The organism is Bacillus sp. NMTD17 (assembly GCF_002998735.1).
Lineage (GTDB): Bacteria > Bacillota > Bacilli > Bacillales > Bacillaceae > Bacillus.
The window spans coordinates 112,402-131,052 of the sequence record NZ_PVRH01000002.1; the positions used below are offsets into that span (position 1 = coordinate 112,402).

The following is an 18,651-nucleotide window of genomic DNA, read 5'->3' on the forward strand; positions in this document are numbered from 1 at the left end:
CAATCCTCCAATAAGCCATTTTTTTATGTATATATAATAGTAGGAACAAAAGAAAAGTCATCTACTTGCTTAAGATGACTTTTCCTTTCCTTTATTCACAATCACAATGTTTTGTGTCATGGTGTTTTTAGGGTCTAATTCGTACTTAAGCGTTTCGTCATTCACCTTGATATCAATTCCAGTCGCATTGCCTAGACGGATATCGACCTGAGAGAGCTCAGACAAGTCTGTTTTAAACGATTCGCCATCTTTTAGTTCACCCATCTTCAGCAATTTTCCAGATTCGTCTCTGACGCGCAGCCATGAAGCTTTTGTTGCAGAAATGGTTAACTCCATCTCATCTGCACCTGACACTTCATACGTTGTCGTTGAGCCTTCCGTATTCGCTGCCTTCAAAGAGACCGTTTCATCGTCTTTGGATGAATCCTTTGATGAATCATCTTTTTTAGATGATTTTTCTTGATCATCTGACGAAGCTTTTTCTTTTTTCTTTTGATCCTTTGCAAGAGATGAATCCTCAGATACTTCATATTTAGATTCTGACTGCTGAGGAGCCGCCTGATTGTTCTTCTGCCCGCTATCATGATTGACCGCCTGCACAATTACATAAATGATCGCGATGACCACAAGGACGCCTCCAATAATCAAGATGGTCGGCAGCAGCTCAAGCACCTTCGAGGCAGGCTTTGGCAGCTCTCTTTGCGGCTTAATATTTGATAATTTATCAGATACTTCATCGTTATACGTGCTCGGTACATCTTTACGAAATTCTTCGAACAATTGTTCAGGATTTAGTCCAACGGCTTCGGCATATTGTTTAATAAACGCTCTGACGTAAAATTTACCTGGAATAATATCATAGTTTCCTTGTTCGATTGCTAGCAAGTAGCGCTTTTGGATTTTGGTCACCGTCTGAAGATCCTCCAGCGACATCCCTTTTTCCTCTCTGGCCTCAATGAGCCGTTTTCCCAATTCAGTCAAAACAAACACCTACCATTACCATATTAAAAATCGAAGCCAGAAAAACCAGAATGATCAAACACTTGTGGTTCTTCAGCGTGCTCATATGTAATCTCTTCATCTGCACTATTACGCAATTCAATGATATAGTCGAAATCATCCATTGTATATTCTGAATTTTGAATAAAGATGTCTGGATGCTCAACCACCTTCGTTGCCGGCAGTCTCATAATTTCTCTTAAAAGCTGCAAGTGCTTCTCAGAACCTCTTCGCGTCGACACAATCCCATCAATAATAAAGACGTTATCTGGGCTGTATTCATCCGCAATCAGCTGACTTCGGATCGTCTGTTTCAAAAGAGTGGACGATACAAAAAGCCATCTCTTGCTGGCACATACACTTGAAGCCACAATTGATTCTGTCTTTCCGACACGCGGCATCCCGCGAATCCCAATCAATTTATGTCCTTCTTTTTTAAATAGTTCAGCCATAAAATCAACAAGAAGACCAAGCTCGTCCCTTTCAAAACGGAACGTCTTTTTGTCATCCGCATCACGCTGAATATATCTGCCGTGACGAACCGCTAAGCGGTCACGAAGTTTTGGCTGTCTTAATTTCGTTACTTTTATCGTTTCCATTGTATTTAAAATTGATTCAAGGCGCTTAATTTGATCTGTGTGGTCACAGCGCAAAAGCATTCCGCGTCTTGATACATCAACACCATTAATTGTCACAATATTAATTGAAAGCATCCCCATTAGAGAAGAAATGTCTCCTAATAGTCCGGGACGGTTTACCTGTATCTCATATTCAAAATACCATTCGAGCTTTGCCAAATGATATTACCCCCTTCATTGTGGCAAATTTTTACCTTCCTTTATCATAAAGCATTTTCACATTTTTAGAAAGCACAATGTTGCTAAACGGTTAAAATAAAAAGAGAGGCACAAACGACCCCTCTTTTTGTTTAGTGCGAGCTATTATTTTCAACCAGCTTGACCATCATATTGGCAATAGCGCGCTGCTCATCTTCTGATGCAACGCTCCAAAGGTCAGCAAGTACTCTTTCTTGCTCGTTCTTTGCTTCAACTTCGTTAGCTAAATATCCGCCAATTTCATACGCAAGGTTATTGATGGTATCATCTTTTAAACCTTTATCCTGCGCATGATTTAAACGGTCACCTAAAAAGTTTTTCCAATGGTCCCAGTTCTCAAGTACTGACATGTCGATTCCTCCATTCGAAAAGATGAATTACAGCCATAGCTTTTGTCATGGAGAGACGAATTATACACGTTTTTTAACAGTACCAGCCGCCATTAACGGATAAAATTTGACCTGTCATATAACTTGACTGCTTTGAGGCGAGAAACCAAATGACATTTGCAATCTCCTCAGGTGATGCAAGCCGGCCAAGCGGGATTTCTTCCTCAAGCATTGCAATATCTTCTTGTGTGAAGCTTTTCATCATGTCTGTACGGACAGCACCTGGCGAAACAGCATTTGCTCTAATTCCACTTGGGGCAAGCTCTTTTGCCAGACCTTTAATAAACGCATTTTGCGCCCCCTTCACCATGCTGTACAGCACTTCACACGATGCACCTGTTTCTCCCCATATCGAGCTTACTACAACAATATGACCTGCTTTTTTTTGAATCATGGCTGGCAATAGGTGTTGGGTGAGCTCATATGGACTTGTGACATGCAGCTGCACCATACTGGCTAATACATCTTTTTCTGTATCTGTCACTAATCCGACATGACTTTTACCGCTATTTAATACAAGAATATCTGGGGGTACAGGCAGACGGCTGACGAGCTCATCTGCTCCGCCCATTTTAGCTAAATCCGCTTGAACGACGTGCGTCTGAATATGACTTGTTTCTTCCAGCTGAGCGGCAAGCTGCACGGCTGCCTGTTCATTTTTGTGATAATGGAGCATCACGTGGCAGCCTTCATGGGCAAGCTTTTTGGCTGCAGCCTGCCCAATCCCGCCACTGGCACCTGTTATCAGCGCCCAACGACTCATCACATGGATTCCTACTTTCTATTTGAAATATCTATTCTTTTCGTTTAAATGGGAACCAGTTAGCTGATCCGAACAATTTCACCATCACAGGTACGAACAATGGTAGCACAACGAGTGCGTACAGCAAAAGTCCTGTTAGAACAAGTGTTGCAATCTGCAGGAGAGACAGCACTCCTGAAGGAAGCATTGCTGCAAAGGTTCCTGCCAAAATAACAGCAGCAGACATAATGACAGAGCCCATATTCTTCATTGATTCGGTCATAGCAAACTGAATGTCTTTTGTTTTGTATTCATTGAACCGCTCCATTAAGAAAATCGAATAATCGACTCCGAGCGCCATTAATATGACAAATCCAAAGAATGGAACAGCCCAGTTAATGCCCGGGTATCCGAAGAAATGGGTGAAAATAAATTCTGTCATCCCGATAGCTGTAAAGTAAGTCAAAATAAGTGAACCTACCAAGTACAGCGGCATAACAAGCGAACGGAACAGGATCACCAGGATGAGGAAAATACCGATCATCATGTAAAGAACCGTCTTATTGAAATCTTGGTCTGACAGCTGTTTTAAATCAGCGTTCATACTTGATACACCTGAAACGCCGAATGATGCATCTTTTAGGTTCGTTTCAGGAAGTGCCCGCTCGACAGAAGCTTCTACTTGTTTGATCGTCGACAGGGCTTCATTGCCATATGGATTTTTTTCTAAAATGACATCAATTTTTGTCATCTTGCGGTCATCCGACATGTATGAATCAAATACTTGCTTGAATGCTTTGTTTTTCAGCACGTCTTTTGGGATAAACCAGCCGGCCATGTCTTGATCTGGTGCATTTTTCAGTTCGTCTAAGTAGTCACCTGCACCCATTAACCCGCTTGAAATTTTCTCCAGGCCACTTGCGCTCTTGTTCAGCCCATCTGTCAGCTTGGTCAGGTCATCACCAAAGCCGCCAATCTTTTCTTTCATTTGTTTTTGACCATCAATCACTTTGCCAGCTCCATTTGCAAGCTTCGGCATATTATCAGCTAACTGTCCTTGACCTTTAGACGTTTGATCAAGTCCAGTTTCAATTGCGTCTAAGCCAGCAATGAGCTCATCGATTTGACTCGTCAAGACTTTCTGCTGCTCTGAAGCTTTTGCGATAAAGGCATCCGCTGCTTCAAGCTGTTTTTTGGCTTCTTTTGCTTGTTTGGCATAGCTGTCTGCCTGTTTCGCCCCTTCTTTTAACGTCGTAGAAAGTTCATTATATGAAGCTTTGATGGCTTGATACGATTGATTTTCTTTTACCTGCGGAATTTGTTTTTCGAGTGTACTAAATTGTTGATTTGCTTGTGTGATTAATGCTTTTACATCCGCTGCGGCAGAGGATGACGTATCAACTTGCGCTAATGCTGCCTTTAATTCTTTGGAAATGCTTTTATATAGCGCAACTTGCTGATTCACTTGTGCGACTTGAGCCGTTAATTCCTTTTTCGCACTTTTAATTTTTTCTTTAATCTCTGCTACACCGTTTTTGTTTTGATCGATTCCGCTTTGCAGTTTTCTTAACATTTTCTCGACATTTTGAATGCCTGTTTGTACTGATTCAGTGCCAGAAATCAGCTGGTTAATGCCTCTTCCAGATGATTTGATCTGCGGCGTTTGATCTTCAATAGATTTACTCATTGTCGTCAGTGCATCTTGGATTTTTTTCAAGCCTTCATTGCTTTTATCAAGTCCGGTATTCAGCTCTTTGGCTTGTGATTTCACGTACAGATCACTCAGCCCTTTACCGACAGGACGTGTCGCACTTCTCACTTTACTTACGCCATCTGTTTGTTCAATTGCACGGCTGAGTTTTTCAACAGCAATCAGCCCTTTATTGTTGTCTAACAGATCAGCTGATTTGACGACAATCGTTGCCGGCAGTGCTTCTCCTGGCCCAAATTTGTCAGAAATGGTATTGAATGCATTGACTGATTCGTATTTATTACCGATTTCATCTAAGCTGTTATACGAAAGCGTTCCTTTATACATGAGAATGGGCGGAAGCGTAATGATTCCTACGATTAATAAACTGAAAAGTGGTTTTTTAAATGAAAAGCGTCCTGCTGTTTCCCACATTTTTGACTGCGGATGAGCAATATCACCTTTAATCGGCCAAAATAACACTTTTCCTAAAACCGCCATAAAGAACGGAACAATCGTGAGAAGCGCCACAATCAGCACAGCGACACCAACTGCTACTGCAACAGCTGATTTATAGAGCTGGAATTGCGCCAGGCCTATACAGGTAAAACCGATTAGCACAGCAATTCCGCTGAATAAAACGGTCTTTCCTGCTGTTTTATACGTAATCAGAATCGCCTCAATTTTATCTTTACCGTGTGCGATCTCTTCTTTAAAGCGACTGAGAAGCAGAATGCAGTAGTCCGTTCCTATTCCAAACATGATCGCGACCATGAAAATTTGGGTAAAGGTCGAGAGCGGGAAGTCGAGATATTTAACTAAATAAGCCACGATGGATTGACTCACCAAGTAAGACAGAGCTACTGCGACTAATGGTACGAAAGGCGCCACAGCTGATCTAAAGACAAGGACAAGAACGATGAGAATAAACCCAATCGTAATGAACTCTGTTTTCTTCAGACCTTCTTGCGAGCTTGTGATCACATCATCATCAATTAACGGCTGTCCTGTCATTTCAAATGTTAGGTTTAAGCTCTTCAGCTTTTCATTGACTTTTTCTTTAAAATCGGAAGCTTTGATTTTGTTTGAGTCATATGTAACTGGAACAAGGAGCGTCGTGCGATCTTTAGAGAGCATCTGTTTTTTGATATCTTTGTTGGCGTCAAAATAAGAAGTGATATCTTCTACATGTAGATCATGATCCTTTTCTAAAATCTCCATTGCCTTTTTTAAAGATGTTTCTCTTTCTTTTACGATGTTCTTTTCTTGAAAGACAATGACGATTGATTTTTCTGTATCGCCGTTTTCAGACATTTTCTTTAATAACTGATCCGCATATGAGGACGGATAGCCGTCTGGTACAGAAATTTGCCCTTTTTCTTTTGTTAATTGCGCCATATTAGGAGCGGTGATGAGTAACACTGCCGCTAATACGATCCATAGAATCGTGATCAGCCATCTACCCTTTATGATTGCTCTCATTAGTACTTTGTGCCTCCTCTTCGATGATCACTTGATAGATCTTTTCATATGTTTGAATAAATGATTCCATTTCTTTTTCTTCCAGCTTTTCAAAATAAGATCGAACTAGATCCTGAAGCTGCTTTTCCATTCGGCTGACCACATCTTTGCCCTCTGGCGTGACGTATAGGTGAACATTTCTTCGATCGGCTTGATCGTGCTCACGGACAATATAGTTTTTCGTAAAAAGACGATTTGTCATGGAGGTTACAGCACTTTTGTTCACATTACATACATTTGCAAGGTCAGTTGATGTACATCCAGGATGTAAATTGATGTATCGAAGCGAGTAATACTGATCAAGCGTCAGCTCTTTATCAAGCTTTTCCGTGATCATACTCGATACCTTTTTTTCCATCATGAGATAGACGTCTGCATATCTCTGAATGAGCTGTGCAATTTTATTTTGTTCCATACGCTGCTCCTTTTTAGTTTAAGTGTTTAACTATTAAAGAGTTTAACTAACGAACAAATTGATTGTCAATGAAAATCCTCACTAATAACATGCTTTTATCAATTAGACATAAAAAAGACAAACTCATTTGATCTAAGTTTGTCTTTTTTTATTTATTTTGTTTTCGGGACGACTTTGAAAACGGACATCCGTTCTTCATCAATTTCTTCCTCTAAAATTTGCTGAATGTCGGCTAATTGGATTTGTTCCAGCATGGTCACGACATCAAATAAGCTCATGTCTAAAAATGCATATCGAGTGAATTGGTTCGCAATGTATTCGGGAGAGTTCATGGCTTTTAAAAAGCTGCCGATTTTCTTCTTGCGCGCTAGCTCAATTTTTTCTTCTGACATCAAGTTCTTTGCTTGAAGAAGGGTTTCTTTTAATTCTTTTGCCAGTTGATCAGGATCATTTGTATCTCCGCCAACTGACGTGAAGCCAAAGCCGCCTTCTTCCGTATAATCGTAGCTGAAGGTCTCATCAATTAAGCCTTTTTCATACATTTGTTCATATTGTAAAGAGCTTTTACCAAACAGCGTCTCTAAAATGAGATTCATCCCGAGCTCATGTTTTAGCAGCTCATTTCCTTTTTTATGAGGATTCTTTGTTTTTAATCCGAACATACATTTCGAGCCTTGTACGTTCATTGGAAGTTCGTATTCTTTTCGGTACACACCTTCAGGCTCATTGATGTCTTTTCGTTTGATATCTGGCTGGTCTGTAAATGGTTTTTTCGCCTGATTCGCTCGAACTTGGTCTAATATTTGCTTCGGGTCAACGGGACCGACAACAAATAGAAGCATATTGCTCGGGTGATAGAACGTTTCATAGCATTCATACAAATGATCTTTTGTAATCGGAGCAATACTTTCTACTGTTCCAGCAATATCAATTCTCACGGGATGCTCTTGATATAGATTTTCAATCAGACCGAAGAATAAACGCCAGTCCGGATTGTCATCATACATGTTAATCTCTTGACCAATGATGCCTTTTTCTTTTTCGACCGTTTTTTCAGTAAAATAAGGCTCTTGAACAAAATCAATGAGCGTCTCAAGATTTTGTTCGACATTTGAGGTGCTTGAGAATAAGTAAGCTGTTCTCGTAAATGTCGTAAAAGCATTTGCGGATGCTCCTTGTTTGCTAAATGTATGAAATACGTCTCCATCTTCTTTTTCAAACAGTTTATGCTCTAAGAAATGGGCAATTCCGTCAGGCACTCGAATCATGTCTTCTTTGCCAAGCGGCACAAATTCGTTATCGACAGAGCCATATTTGGTTGTAAAAGTCGCATAGGTTTTGTTAAACCCTTGCTTTGGGAGCACATAAACGTCAAGTCCGCTCTCCATTTTTTCGTGATAGACCGTTTCTTGCAGCTGGTCGAATTGAATTGTTTTCACTGTCATGAAGCACCCTCCGTTCCTTTAAGAAAATAGGTCGTATCCCATTCGATTTTCTGACCCACTTTGATGATGTCCTCTTTTGTCACTCGGTCAAGTGCTTGTAAAAAGGAATCAAGCGTTTCTCCTGTTGGCACAACGGCATGCTGATACAGGTATTCTGCTGTCCCATAAGATGTATCGATCGTTTCAAGTAGCTGATTTTTGACGACAGCCTTTGTTTGGTCAATCGCTTCATCTGAAAAATCACCCTTTTGCATCGCTTCAAATTGTTCTTTAATAATGTCTACTGCCTGCTGGTAGTTGCCGACTTCAATTCCTGACATGACCATCATCAAGCCTTTAAAGCTCTCAAGTCTAGACACAGCGTAGTACGCAAGACTTGCTTTTTCCCGAACATTGATGAATAGCTTCGAATGCGAGAAGCCGCCAAATATGCCATTAAACAAATGCAGCGCCGGATAATCTTCATCTGCAATCGTCGTATGCGTGCGAAAGCCGATATTCAGCTTGCCTTGCTTCACGTCCTCTTCATCAATGACTTCTTTTGCTTCTTTTTGCGTTCTTGTTGAGTCAGCGTGTTGTTTGACCGGTTCTCTATCACTTGTTTTGAAGTATTGAGAGACCATTCGGCTGATGTCTTGTTCGTCAACATCTCCCACAACATAAAGATCAAGCTGATTCGATTGAAGCGCACGCTCATAAGCTTCAAAAAGCGAGTGAGCTGTGATCGTTTCGATATCTTCCATTTCTCCATTGACGTGCAGTGCATATGGTTCACCTTTGCACATTTCCTGCACAAGCCTTAAGTTCGAGTAACGCATTTTATCATCATACACTGCTTGAATTCGCTGTTTTAAAGTACGTTTTTCTTGATCTACATATAATTGACTAAACGCTCCATCTTCAACATACGGATGGAATAGTAGATCAGATAGTAAAGCAATTCCTTTTTCTAGTAAAGGTGTTTGATCCTTTAAATATTTTTCATTCGCCATTTCCAGGCGGAAGGTAATGATGTGATTCTCCCCTTTTTTCGCCATGTCTGCTGAAACAGTAGCACCATAAAGCTCATCAAAATAAGCACGCAATTCTCCTGTTTTCGGCATTTTTTCTGTTCCTCTTAACAGCACATGCGGGAAAAGTGAACGCATGGTGACGTCATCTTTCGATAGAGGCGCAAGCATTTTAAAAAGGATTGTGACCGTTTTAAATTTTTCTGTTTTGACAATATGAGTATGAAGACCAGGTGTGTCTAGTGTCTTCTCTTGTAAGTACGTCATGAGAAACCTCCTTTGTTCATCCTATTTATTATGTATTAGAACATAGCTGATATATACGTGAAACAGCCATTTAATAGACATTATATCAATCAGAGGAAAGGATAGGAAATAAAAACGCCTCTGCTATGAGCAGAGGCGCCGGTCGTTATTTCATTCTAAAAGGCCACCAATTCCATTTTCCAAAAATACGAACCATGACCGGAATAAAGAGAGGTAATACAACAAACGCATATAATAAAAGTCCAATGAGTATGACCGTTGCAATTTCAACAAGTGATAATACACCAGACGGCAGCATGGCGGCGAAGGTCCCCGCTAATATCGCGACTGCTGAAATAATGACAGAACCCATATTTCTCATCGCTGATATCATTGATGCTTGCACATGCTCTCCCTTCCATTCATTAAAGCGATCCATTAGGAAGATCGAATAATCAATGCCAAGGGTGACAAGAATGACAAAGCTGAAAAATGGGACAGCCCAGCTAAGACCGTCGTAGCCAAAAAATGTTTTGAAGATCCATTCTGTTAATCCGACGGAAGTAAAATACGTTAAAATGAGTGAAAGTGTTAAGTATATCGGCATGACGATTGACCGTAATAATATAATTAAAATGATAAAGATGCCAACTAACATGAAAATGACCGTTCGAATAAAGTCACCGTCAGATGTTTCTTTTAAATCTACATTTAAACTTGAGATACCAGACACACCGTAATTTGCATTCTTTAACCCGCTGACAGGTAAATATTGATCAAGGGTGTCCTCAATTTTGGCAACGCCTTTCATCGCTTCATTGCTGTATGGATTCACATTTAAAATAACTTCTAAGGTTGTTAATTTACGATCTGGAGACATATACGTTTTAAAGATTTGCTTAAATTCATGGCGTTTCAGCACTTCTTCTGGAATAAACCAGCCCGTTATTTCTTCATCTGGCGCTTGCTGAAGCTGCTTTAAATAGCCGTCCGCCTCGGTGAAGCCGCTTTTGACCTGCTCGAGCCCTTCAATACTTTCACCTAATCCATCTGTTAATAATGTAAGTTTTGATGAGAGCTGATTAAATCCTTTTTTGATGGCTTTTTGTCCGCCTGTCAGTTGATCTGCGCCATCTTCAATTTTAGGCATTTCTTTAATCAATTGTTTTTGTCCTTCATTTGTTTGTTCAAGACCGTCATAAATTTGATCGAGCCCGTCCATGAGTGCTTGCACTTGGCGTTTTACGTCTTTTTGCTTGCTTGATAAGGTTTGAATTACTTGATCTGCTTTTTTGATCTTTTGTTTAAAGTGAGAGGCTTCCTCTTCATACACACTCATTTGGTCCCCAGCTTGATCAAGCATTTCTTTTGTGTCTTTGAATACTTTCTTGATTTCTTTATATTCATCCATATCTTTTACTTCTGGAAGCCGTTTTTCAAGTGCTTCAAACGATACATTTTCATAGGAATTTTTTACTTTTTTAATGGTGGTCATCAGCTGCTGATTGGATTTCGCATGACGTTCCAGCGTACTCACCATTCGCTTAAGCTCTTGAATCATCGCTTCACTGCTGCGATATTCTTGCTCTAATTCCTTTTTCGCTTCTTTGATTTTACTTCGGATGGTCCCGACGCCATCTTTACTGCGCCTTACCCCATCTTCTAAAGAGATCAAGGACTCCCTTACTTCTCCAATTCCGCTTTTGATCGCTTTTGTTCCATCAATCAGCTGGTCAATGCCTTTAGCGGATTCTTGAATTTTTGGTTTTTGTTTGAGAAGGGCAAGATTTGTTTCGGTCAGGCCATCTGAAATTTTCCCGATTCCTTCGTGGCCTTTGCCAAGTTCTCCTCCCAGCTCTTTTGCTTGAGAGGTGACGTAAAGCTGACTTAGCCCGTCTCCAACAGGCCTAGTGACACTGCGGACTGTTTTTACTTCGTCAATGTCATTTAATTTACGGGTCAGTTTTTCAATCATGACAATCTTTTCTTGGTTATCTAACTTATTGTCACTTTCAACAAGTACATTCAGGGGCAGCGCTTCCCCAAAGCCAAATTGCTCTGATATCGTATTAAATGCAGACACTGATTCATACTTTGTCCCAATCTCATTTAAGCTGTTATAAGAAAGAGTTCCGTCATACATCAAAATAGGAGGCACAGTAATTAGTGCAACTAAACCTAAACTGATCAGCGGCCTTTTAAATGAAAAACGCCCAGCCCATTCCCACATTTTACTTTGCGGGTGGCGAATGTTTTCTCTTTTAGATGGCCAAAAAAGGGATTGTCCGAAAACAGACATAAAAAAGGGAACGATGGTGACTAGGGCAATCAGCAGTATGCCAACTCCAACAGCAACACTAACGGCTGATTGATACAATTGAAATTTGGCAAACCCAATGCTTGAGAAGCCGACTAACACGGCTAAGCCACTGAAAAAGACCGTTTTCCCTGCACATTTATATGTGATGATAATCGACTCTTTGACATCACGACCTTGTCCGATCTCTTCTTTAAAACGGCTTAACAGCAAAATACAATAATCTGTTCCTATACCGAACATAATAGCTACCATAAAAATCTGAGTAAAATTAGATAGAGGAAATTGCATATATTCTACTAGAAAAGCCACAATACACCGGCTGACGGCATAAGAAATGCCGATTGTAATGAGCGGAACAACAGGTGCCAAAATCGATCTGAAAACAATGATTAAAATAAAGAAAATAAAAATCATCGTAATAAGTTCAGTTTTCTTCAGACCTTGTTGAGAGCTTTTAATGACATCTGAATCCACAAATTTTTGACCCGTCATTTCATATGAGACATGATAGGGCTTTAAAACTTCCTCAATTTGTTCTTTAATCTTCACAGCTTTTGTTTCGTAGTGGTCGAATTTGAATGGAACAAGAAGTGTACTTTTATCCTTTGATAAAAGTTGTTTTTGAATGTCCGGATCTACATGAAAATACGAAGTAATTCCGTCAATGTGGAGGTCTGGGGCATGAGTCATGAGTGCAGATAAAGCCTTTTTTAATTCCTGCTCTTTCTCAGGGAACAGATGTTGTTCGGAGAATACAATGACACCCGTATCTTTTTTCCCGTTATGATCTGATAGCTTATCCAATAAGTGAAGTGCCTCAGCTGTTGGTGTCCCCTCCGGAACCTTTAATTGCCCTTTTTCTCTTGTTAATTCCTCTAAATTAGGCGCAGTAATAAACAGAATCACAGCTGTTATCATCCACACCACTAATACAATCCATCTTGCTTTAATTATTTGCAACATAGCTGCTTCAAGCTCCTTCTAGTTCATCAATCAATTTGCTGTATTTGAGCGTGTCTGAAGTGCTGACTGCGTCTCCTTCAACGTGCTAATGGCAGGATGACCTATTCAATTGTCTTTTCGTGTTGAAGAAACACATATTCATCATCAGCACGCGAGCTCAATTTCTGCCTGAAGAAAGACAGAAAATGAATGTTTTTGAACACCTCCTATTTGGGATAATTTAAAAGATATTACTATACATTAGTTTAACTATCAAAATTTTACATGTCAATTTATAAAAAAGAAAAAAGATGGCAAAATACCGTCTTTTTTCTAGATTAAACCGTTTTTAATTGTTCACTTTCATCCTTTTCATCTGGCTGGATGAAGAAGAGGACCAAAAATAGTGAAATAAGACTGCAAATGGTCGAGAGAATAAAAACGATGGAGTCCCCTTTATCCATGAGATAGGCGTAAATCGGAGGTCCTAAAGCGACACCGATAAAACGCATACTGCTGTAAAATGACGTAATGGTTCCGCACTGCTCTTTTTCGATTCCTTCTGTAATCAGGGCATCAAGTGCAGGCAGTACAATACCGATGCCAACACCGCCAACGCTTAAACAGATAAACAATACGTAAAAGCTGTGATTCCACCATAAAAACATATAGGAAAGTGATAACAAGGCCATGCCTACGATTATAAAGATTCTCATTTTCCCTTTTTCTTTTCCAATCGTTTTCCCAGCAATGTATGAACTGATGGATAGAAAAAGGAGCGGGATACTAAGCAGGAGCCCTTTTTTGACACCCTTAATTTGATAAGCTGCCTCTAGGTTATCAGATAAGTAAAAAAGCACACCAAAAAGAAGAAACATAATAAAACCGCCAATTGCAAAAATGGCATAAAGCCAGCGTCCCTCATGCTTAAAAATGGTCTTTGTTGATTTTAAAAATTCTTTGAATGTAGGCGGGTCCTCCTCTTTTTTCGCGGACTCTACCATGAACAGTACCATGAGAAAGCTGATGATTGAAAAGAACGGAATAAACCAAAACGGCACAAACCAAAACCATGAAGCCAGAAGCGCCCCAATAATCGGGCTTAATACCTTTCCAGCTGTGTTAGAGGTTTCGATGGCGCCAAGTCCCGCACTTACTTCTTCATCATCATGAAACAAATCTCCTATAAACGGCATCACGACAGGTGCTGCCCCGGCTGAGCCAACACCTTGAAGGACCCTTCCAAATAGAATCCACATGTAGGGTTCTTTCATGATCGTTGAGGCAACTGCTGCCACAGCCCCACCAAGACCTGCGATTAACAGACACGGCAGGAGTACCTTTTTACGCCCGATTCGGTCCGATAAATAGCCGGCGATTGGAATACATAAGATCGCTACAACAGAGTATACCGTAATAATGAGGGAGACTTGAAAGGAAGTGATGGAGAGTGTCTTTTCTATCTCTGGCAATACAGGTATTAACATCGAGTTCCCAAGTGTCATGATTAGAGGCACTGATGATAATGCAATAATATTCTTTTTACTGACTGTTTTCTCGCCCAACATCATTCACCCAATTCTATATACTGTTACGTATTAGTGTGGCAAGTTTTACGGGTATTATGTATGGGCAAACAAAAAGCAACCGCTTATGGAAGCGACTGCTTGTTAAAATCGTTTACGTATCACATGAAAGCTAAATTTATCCGCTCGAAAATAATTAAGCGAGTATAAGACCGGCTGATCATCCTGATCATAGTGCATTTGTTTCAGTAATAATAATGCTGTTTCAGGGTCACATTCGAGTATCGGTGAAACCTGATCGTGGTAGCCGATTGGTTCGATGTCAGCAACTGCATATTTAATCCCGCTGTGTGGTTCTCTTCCAAACAGCTCAAAAAGAGACTCTTCTTCATGTGTAAAAGAAGCGGGAAGATGCTTGACCGGAATTTTATCTAAACAATATACCACTGGCTGTCCATCTGCCGTTCGAACGCGTTCCATTGAAAAAATCTCATCAGATTCATCACACTGAAAACGAATCACATCATTCTCTGTTGGCTCCCCTTCTTGCGAGGATAAAAAGATGGTACCAGGCGTCATATTGACCTGCTCGATCATTTTCGTGACACTTGCCAGCTGTTCTATGCCTGTTGAAAAGAGTGGTCTAGAGTTGACGAACGTTCCCACACCATGCCTTCTAATTAAATACTTCTCTTCTTCTAATACACGAAGGGCTTCACGCAGTGTCGCTCTGCTCACGCCTAAAAGCTTTGAGAGCTCAAACTCAGAAGGCAGCTTTTCTTTTTCTGCATATACGCCTGTTTGTATATCTTCTTTAATACGGTCAATCACTTTCAAATATAAATGGCGATTGTCTGTTTTGGTCGACATGTTTTCCCTCCGTCTAATCAATGCAAATGATAAGATGAGAAATCTCTATTCCGAGATAAGTTGAACACAACTATATCATGTTTTTGCAAATAAATAAATAGTCTGACTTCCAGTTAACATAATCATACTATCGTTTACTTCTTTTTTAGGAAAGCTCTCTTCGATTTATGAAGAGAGCTCGTCATATTGTTCTTTTGAGAGCAGGACTTCTCTCGGTTTACTTCCTTCATAAGGGCCGACAACGCCTCGCTCTTCCATTGCGTCAATCAGGCGGGCCGCTCGGGTATAGCCGATGCGGAATCTTCTTTGAAGCATAGAGACAGAAGCCGTCTGCATGCCGATGATGAGTTCCACTGCTTCATCATATAAATCGTCATCCACAGCTGTAAGCTGATCCTGCGTTTCTTCAGTTGGAATCATTTCTTCTTGATATTGTGCTTTTTGCTGGGTGATCACATGATCAACGACATGCTCCACTTCTTCATCTGATAAAAAGGCGCCTTGCACACGAACCGGTTTGTTTGCACCTACCGGTAGAAACAGCATATCCCCTCTGCCCAGCAGTTTTTCTGCGCCACCCATATCAAGGATCGTCCTTGAATCTGTTTGCGAGGACACGCTAAAGGCGATGCGAGATGGGATGTTGGCTTTAATGACACCTGTAATGACATCGACAGAAGGTCTTTGTGTAGCAATAATTAAATGAATCCCGGCAGCACGAGCCATTTGCGAAAGTCTTGTAATGGAATCTTCTACATCAGAGGAAGCGACCATCATTAAATCTGCAAGCTCGTCTACAATGACGACAATATAAGGAAGTTCTGGCTGTTTGGCCTCTTCTGATTGATTCATACGTTTAATGTAATCATTGTATCCTTCAATATTTCTTGTCCCCGTATGAGAAAATAATTCATAGCGGCGCTCCATTTCGCTGACTACTTTTTTAAGTGCCTGTGAGGCTTTCTTAGGGTCCGTTACAACGGGAGCGAGCAGATGCGGAATGCCATTATACACATTTAGTTCAACCATTTTCGGATCAATCATCATCATTTTCACTTCATGAGGTTTCGCTCTCATGAGAATACTTGTGATAATACCATTGATGCACACACTTTTTCCGCTTCCAGTCGAGCCTGCTACAAGTAAATGCGGCATTTTGTTCATTTCAGCCAGCACAGCTTCACCGGAAATATTTCGGCCCAGTCCAATCAGCAGCTTGGCGTTTGGACGGTCATTTTGCTTTGATTCTAATACCTCTTTTAAAGAAACCATCGCGATTTCTGCATTAGGAACCTCAATACCGATGGCTGATTTACCAGGAATCGGCGCCTCAATCCGAATGTCTTTTGCTGCGAGAGCAAGGGCTAAGTCATCACTTAGATTGACGATCTTACTTACCTTCACGCCGACATCTGGATAGACTTCATATTTGGTGACCGCCGGTCCTAAGTGGACCTGTGTAACTTTTGCTTTTACACCAAAGCTTTGAAACGTTTTTTCAAGCTTTCTTGCATTTTCGTATATATTTTTCTTGTCTGTTTGCTGCCCTGAGTGCTGCGGCTCTGCCAAAATATCAAGTGACGGCAATTCGTAATCTTTGTTTTCAAGTTCAGTAAATGTCATCGGCGGCGCCTCTTTTGGTTCATCAGCAGAATCTGATGGAACCGGTGCATTTTGCACAGACTCTTGAAGAGGCTCTGTCTCTTTTGCCACCTGCTCTTTTTGAACGAGCGGGGTGAGAATGTCATCTCTGTCAGCAAAGCTTGAGATAATCGGCTGGCTATTGTCAGAAACCGGCGTTTCCTCTTCGATCAAGATCTGATCATCATCGTCCTCTTCCTGAATACGAGACCGTTTTTTCTTTTCACCTGTTTTTTGAGGGGGCGCGCTCTTTTTCGCCTGCCTGATTCCTTTCATATCTTCAACAAACGCTTTCCACTGCTTCACCATAAATTGTGAGACAGGCACTGTCACTTTTTTCACCATTTCTTGAAGAGAACGATTTGTAATCAGCACAATTCCAATCAGCATCAGAACGATTGCCATAATTTGAGAGCCTGCTTGTGCAAATAAGAAATAAGAAGCAGCAAATAATACGGCACCGATCATGCCGCCTCCTAAATCAGATGACCCAGTCTCACCTTTCATGTCCATCAAGAAAAGCTCAAATGTATTTCTCATCACACTTTGAGAGCCTATCGCGCCCGCAGATGAGAGGTGCTGAAAGAGCTTCACATGAGACAAAAGCAAGATACTCGCAATGATGCAGTATAGCCCTGCTTTTCTCCTTGTCAACATATCTGGGATTTGTTTTTTCCAGAAGATGGTCACGCCAAAAAGAAATAATCCGATAAGGCAGAGAATGAACCATTCACCTGCAAAGAATCGGAATAAATGTACGAAGGTTTGTCCAACGACGCCTAGCTGTAAAATGGCAATGATCGCTATGGCAATACAGACTAACCCATTTAATTCATATTTCAGTTTTAGCTGTTTATTTTGTTTTTTTCTCGTTTTCCGTTTTCTCTTTTTAGCCATACTCATCACCTTACTACGAAAGAAAATATAACCTACCGAAAGATCAGAAAGAAAGCAGCCTGGTTTTGGCTGCATCTTGTTGTAAGTTTTCCCTTTATTATAGCATAGAATCATTCATATGAGTCGGTTTGATTGGTGCCTAATTGTAACTTCAATCGCTTGCCTGGTGCAAGCTCTTGATTCAGAAAGTCCATTGGATTGGTACTCATGACTTGAACAATTTCTGCTTCATCCTCTTTCATTTCAACCATAACTGGCACGCCTTGGATGTTTACCTGTTGAAGTTTGCGATCTCCTTGTTCCTCCGCGTAAATGGCTTCATATGGCATAGGTGTATATAAAATCATTGGATCAGCCCCTCATTTTGAGATGCCCTGTCTCCAATCAGTTCGTTCAACTTTTTAATCGCTTGTCCTACGCCGCCTACTTCATTCATGAGTCCGTATTCTGCTGCCTCATGACCAACAACATTTGTTCCAATGTCTCTTGTCAAATTGCCTTTTGAGAACATGAGCTCTTTAAACTTCTCTTCTGTAATATTGGAGTGGCTTGTTACAAAGTTAATGACTCTTTCCTGCATTTTATCTAAGTATTCAAAGGTTTGCGGGACACCAATCACTAGACCAGTTAAACGCACAGGATGAATGGTCATCGTGGCTGTTTCTGCAATATAGGAATAGTCACACGATACAGCAATCGGGACACCAATAGAGTGGCCGCCGCCAAGTACAATCGATACAGTCGGTTTCGATAAAGATGCAAGCATTTCTGCAATCGCTAGTCCCGCTTCAACATCGCCGCCTACTGTATTTAAGATGATCAAAAGACCTTCAATTTTCGGGTTTTGCTCAACTGCGACGATTTGCGGAATGACATGTTCGTATTTGGTTGTTTTATTTTGTGGCGGAAGTTGCATGTGGCCTTCAATTTGTCCAATAATGGTAAGGCAATGTATATTTGTATCTTGCGGCAGCTGTGGTATGGCTGTTTCACCAAGCTGCTGTATTTTGCTCATAATGCTGTCTTTTTCTTCTGGCTTTCGCTCAGGCTGCTGTTCATTCTTTTCGTCCATTTGTCTCCATCCTTTCCTCAAACTCTCCTTCTATTATGAACAAGAAGGCCGTATTCAATCCGCATTCCTAGCGCCACATCAAAAAAGCCC

At 40.8% G+C, this 18,651-nt stretch carries 14 protein-coding genes; all 14 read right to left on the minus strand.

The genetic code is table 11. The features are described 5' to 3' along the window. Positions 1–69: 69 nt before the first annotated feature. On the minus strand, positions 70–981 hold the full coding sequence (locus C6347_RS05705) for a helix-turn-helix domain-containing protein (protein WP_106071509.1): 912 nt from the start codon (positions 979–981) through the stop codon (positions 70–72). 23 nt (positions 982–1,004) lie between these two features. Next, entirely contained in the window at positions 1,005–1,796 is a 792-nt protein-coding gene (locus tag C6347_RS05710) for a DUF3388 domain-containing protein (protein WP_003211480.1), read from the minus strand. A gap of 131 nt (positions 1,797–1,927) precedes the next feature. Then, the gene (locus tag C6347_RS05715) at positions 1,928–2,185 is read right to left on the minus strand and encodes a DUF3243 domain-containing protein (protein ID WP_003211590.1); all 258 of its coding nucleotides are present in this window, start codon (positions 2,183–2,185) and stop codon (positions 1,928–1,930) included. Between the two features lie 73 nt (positions 2,186–2,258). Next, entirely contained in the window at positions 2,259–2,987 is a 729-nt protein-coding gene (ymfI, locus tag C6347_RS05720) for an elongation factor P 5-aminopentanone reductase (protein WP_106071510.1), read from the minus strand. Between the two features lie 31 nt (positions 2,988–3,018). Then, on the minus strand, positions 3,019–6,138 hold the full coding sequence (locus C6347_RS05725; protein ID WP_106071511.1) for an MMPL family transporter: 3,120 nt from the start codon (positions 6,136–6,138) through the stop codon (positions 3,019–3,021). Then, a complete protein-coding gene (locus tag C6347_RS05730) occupies positions 6,116–6,592 on the minus strand; it encodes a MarR family winged helix-turn-helix transcriptional regulator (RefSeq protein ID WP_012010014.1) in 477 nt (158 codons plus the stop codon). The genes C6347_RS05725 and C6347_RS05730 overlap by 23 nt, the downstream gene beginning before the upstream one ends. A 152-nt stretch (positions 6,593–6,744) precedes the next feature. After that, positions 6,745–8,037 carry an EF-P 5-aminopentanol modification-associated protein YfmH gene (gene yfmH, locus C6347_RS05735; protein WP_106071512.1) on the minus strand — a complete coding sequence of 431 codons (1,293 nt, stop codon included), beginning with the start codon at positions 8,035–8,037 and terminating at the stop codon, positions 6,745–6,747. Beyond that, positions 8,034–9,314: an EF-P 5-aminopentanol modification-associated protein YfmF gene (gene yfmF / locus C6347_RS05740; protein WP_106071513.1), complete on the minus strand. Its 1,281-nt coding sequence runs from the start codon at positions 9,312–9,314 to the stop codon at positions 8,034–8,036. Before yfmF ends, yfmH begins: the two co-directional genes overlap by 4 nt. A gap of 145 nt (positions 9,315–9,459) precedes the next feature. Further along, a complete protein-coding gene (locus C6347_RS05745; protein ID WP_106030897.1) occupies positions 9,460–12,576 on the minus strand; it encodes an MMPL family transporter in 3,117 nt (1,038 codons plus the stop codon). Between the two features lie 317 nt (positions 12,577–12,893). Next, the gene (gene bcbE, locus C6347_RS05750) at positions 12,894–14,123 is read right to left on the minus strand and encodes a bacillibactin exporter BcbE (protein ID WP_223250456.1); all 1,230 of its coding nucleotides are present in this window, start codon (positions 14,121–14,123) and stop codon (positions 12,894–12,896) included. 102 nt (positions 14,124–14,225) lie between these two features. Then, on the minus strand, positions 14,226–14,951 hold the full coding sequence (locus C6347_RS05755; RefSeq protein ID WP_060596309.1) for a GntR family transcriptional regulator: 726 nt from the start codon (positions 14,949–14,951) through the stop codon (positions 14,226–14,228). 165 nt (positions 14,952–15,116) lie between these two features. Further along, positions 15,117–17,489, minus strand: coding sequence for an FtsK/SpoIIIE family DNA translocase (locus C6347_RS05760; protein ID WP_106071514.1), 2,373 nt, complete (start codon positions 17,487–17,489; stop codon positions 15,117–15,119). Between the two features lie 110 nt (positions 17,490–17,599). Continuing rightward, on the minus strand, positions 17,600–17,836 hold the full coding sequence (locus C6347_RS05765) for a YlzJ-like family protein (protein ID WP_060596305.1): 237 nt from the start codon (positions 17,834–17,836) through the stop codon (positions 17,600–17,602). Continuing rightward, positions 17,833–18,561, minus strand: coding sequence for a ClpP family protease (locus C6347_RS05770; RefSeq protein WP_034662249.1), 729 nt, complete (start codon positions 18,559–18,561; stop codon positions 17,833–17,835). Before C6347_RS05770 ends, C6347_RS05765 begins: the two co-directional genes overlap by 4 nt. Between the last annotated feature and the right edge of the window lie 90 nt (positions 18,562–18,651).

What these genes read in the sequence shown, in the direction of transcription:
- C6347_RS05715 (WP_003211590.1), bottom strand. Translation starts at nt 2,185, where the DNA reads ATGTCAGTACTTGAGAACTGGGACCATTGGAAAAACTTTTTAGGTGAC.
- ymfI (WP_106071510.1), bottom strand. Translation starts at nt 2,987, where the DNA reads ATGAGTCGTTGGGCGCTGATAACAGGTGCCAGTGGCGGGATTGGGCAG.
- C6347_RS05725 (WP_106071511.1), bottom strand. Translation starts at nt 6,138, where the DNA reads ATGAGAGCAATCATAAAGGGTAGATGGCTGATCACGATTCTATGGATC.
- C6347_RS05730 (WP_012010014.1), bottom strand. Translation starts at nt 6,592, where the DNA reads ATGGAACAAAATAAAATTGCACAGCTCATTCAGAGATATGCAGACGTC.
- yfmH (WP_106071512.1), bottom strand. Translation starts at nt 8,037, where the DNA reads ATGACAGTGAAAACAATTCAATTCGACCAGCTGCAAGAAACGGTCTAT.
- yfmF (WP_106071513.1), bottom strand. Translation starts at nt 9,314, where the DNA reads ATGACGTACTTACAAGAGAAGACACTAGACACACCTGGTCTTCATACT.
- C6347_RS05745 (WP_106030897.1), bottom strand. Translation starts at nt 12,576, where the DNA reads ATGTTGCAAATAATTAAAGCAAGATGGATTGTATTAGTGGTGTGGATG.
- bcbE (WP_223250456.1), bottom strand. Translation starts at nt 14,123, where the DNA reads ATGTTGGGCGAGAAAACAGTCAGTAAAAAGAATATTATTGCATTATCA.
- C6347_RS05755 (WP_060596309.1), bottom strand. Translation starts at nt 14,951, where the DNA reads ATGTCGACCAAAACAGACAATCGCCATTTATATTTGAAAGTGATTGAC.
- C6347_RS05760 (WP_106071514.1), bottom strand. Translation starts at nt 17,489, where the DNA reads ATGGCTAAAAAGAGAAAACGGAAAACGAGAAAAAAACAAAATAAACAG.
- C6347_RS05765 (WP_060596305.1), bottom strand. Translation starts at nt 17,836, where the DNA reads ATGATTTTATATACACCTATGCCATATGAAGCCATTTACGCGGAGGAA.
- C6347_RS05770 (WP_034662249.1), bottom strand. Translation starts at nt 18,561, where the DNA reads ATGGACGAAAAGAATGAACAGCAGCCTGAGCGAAAGCCAGAAGAAAAA.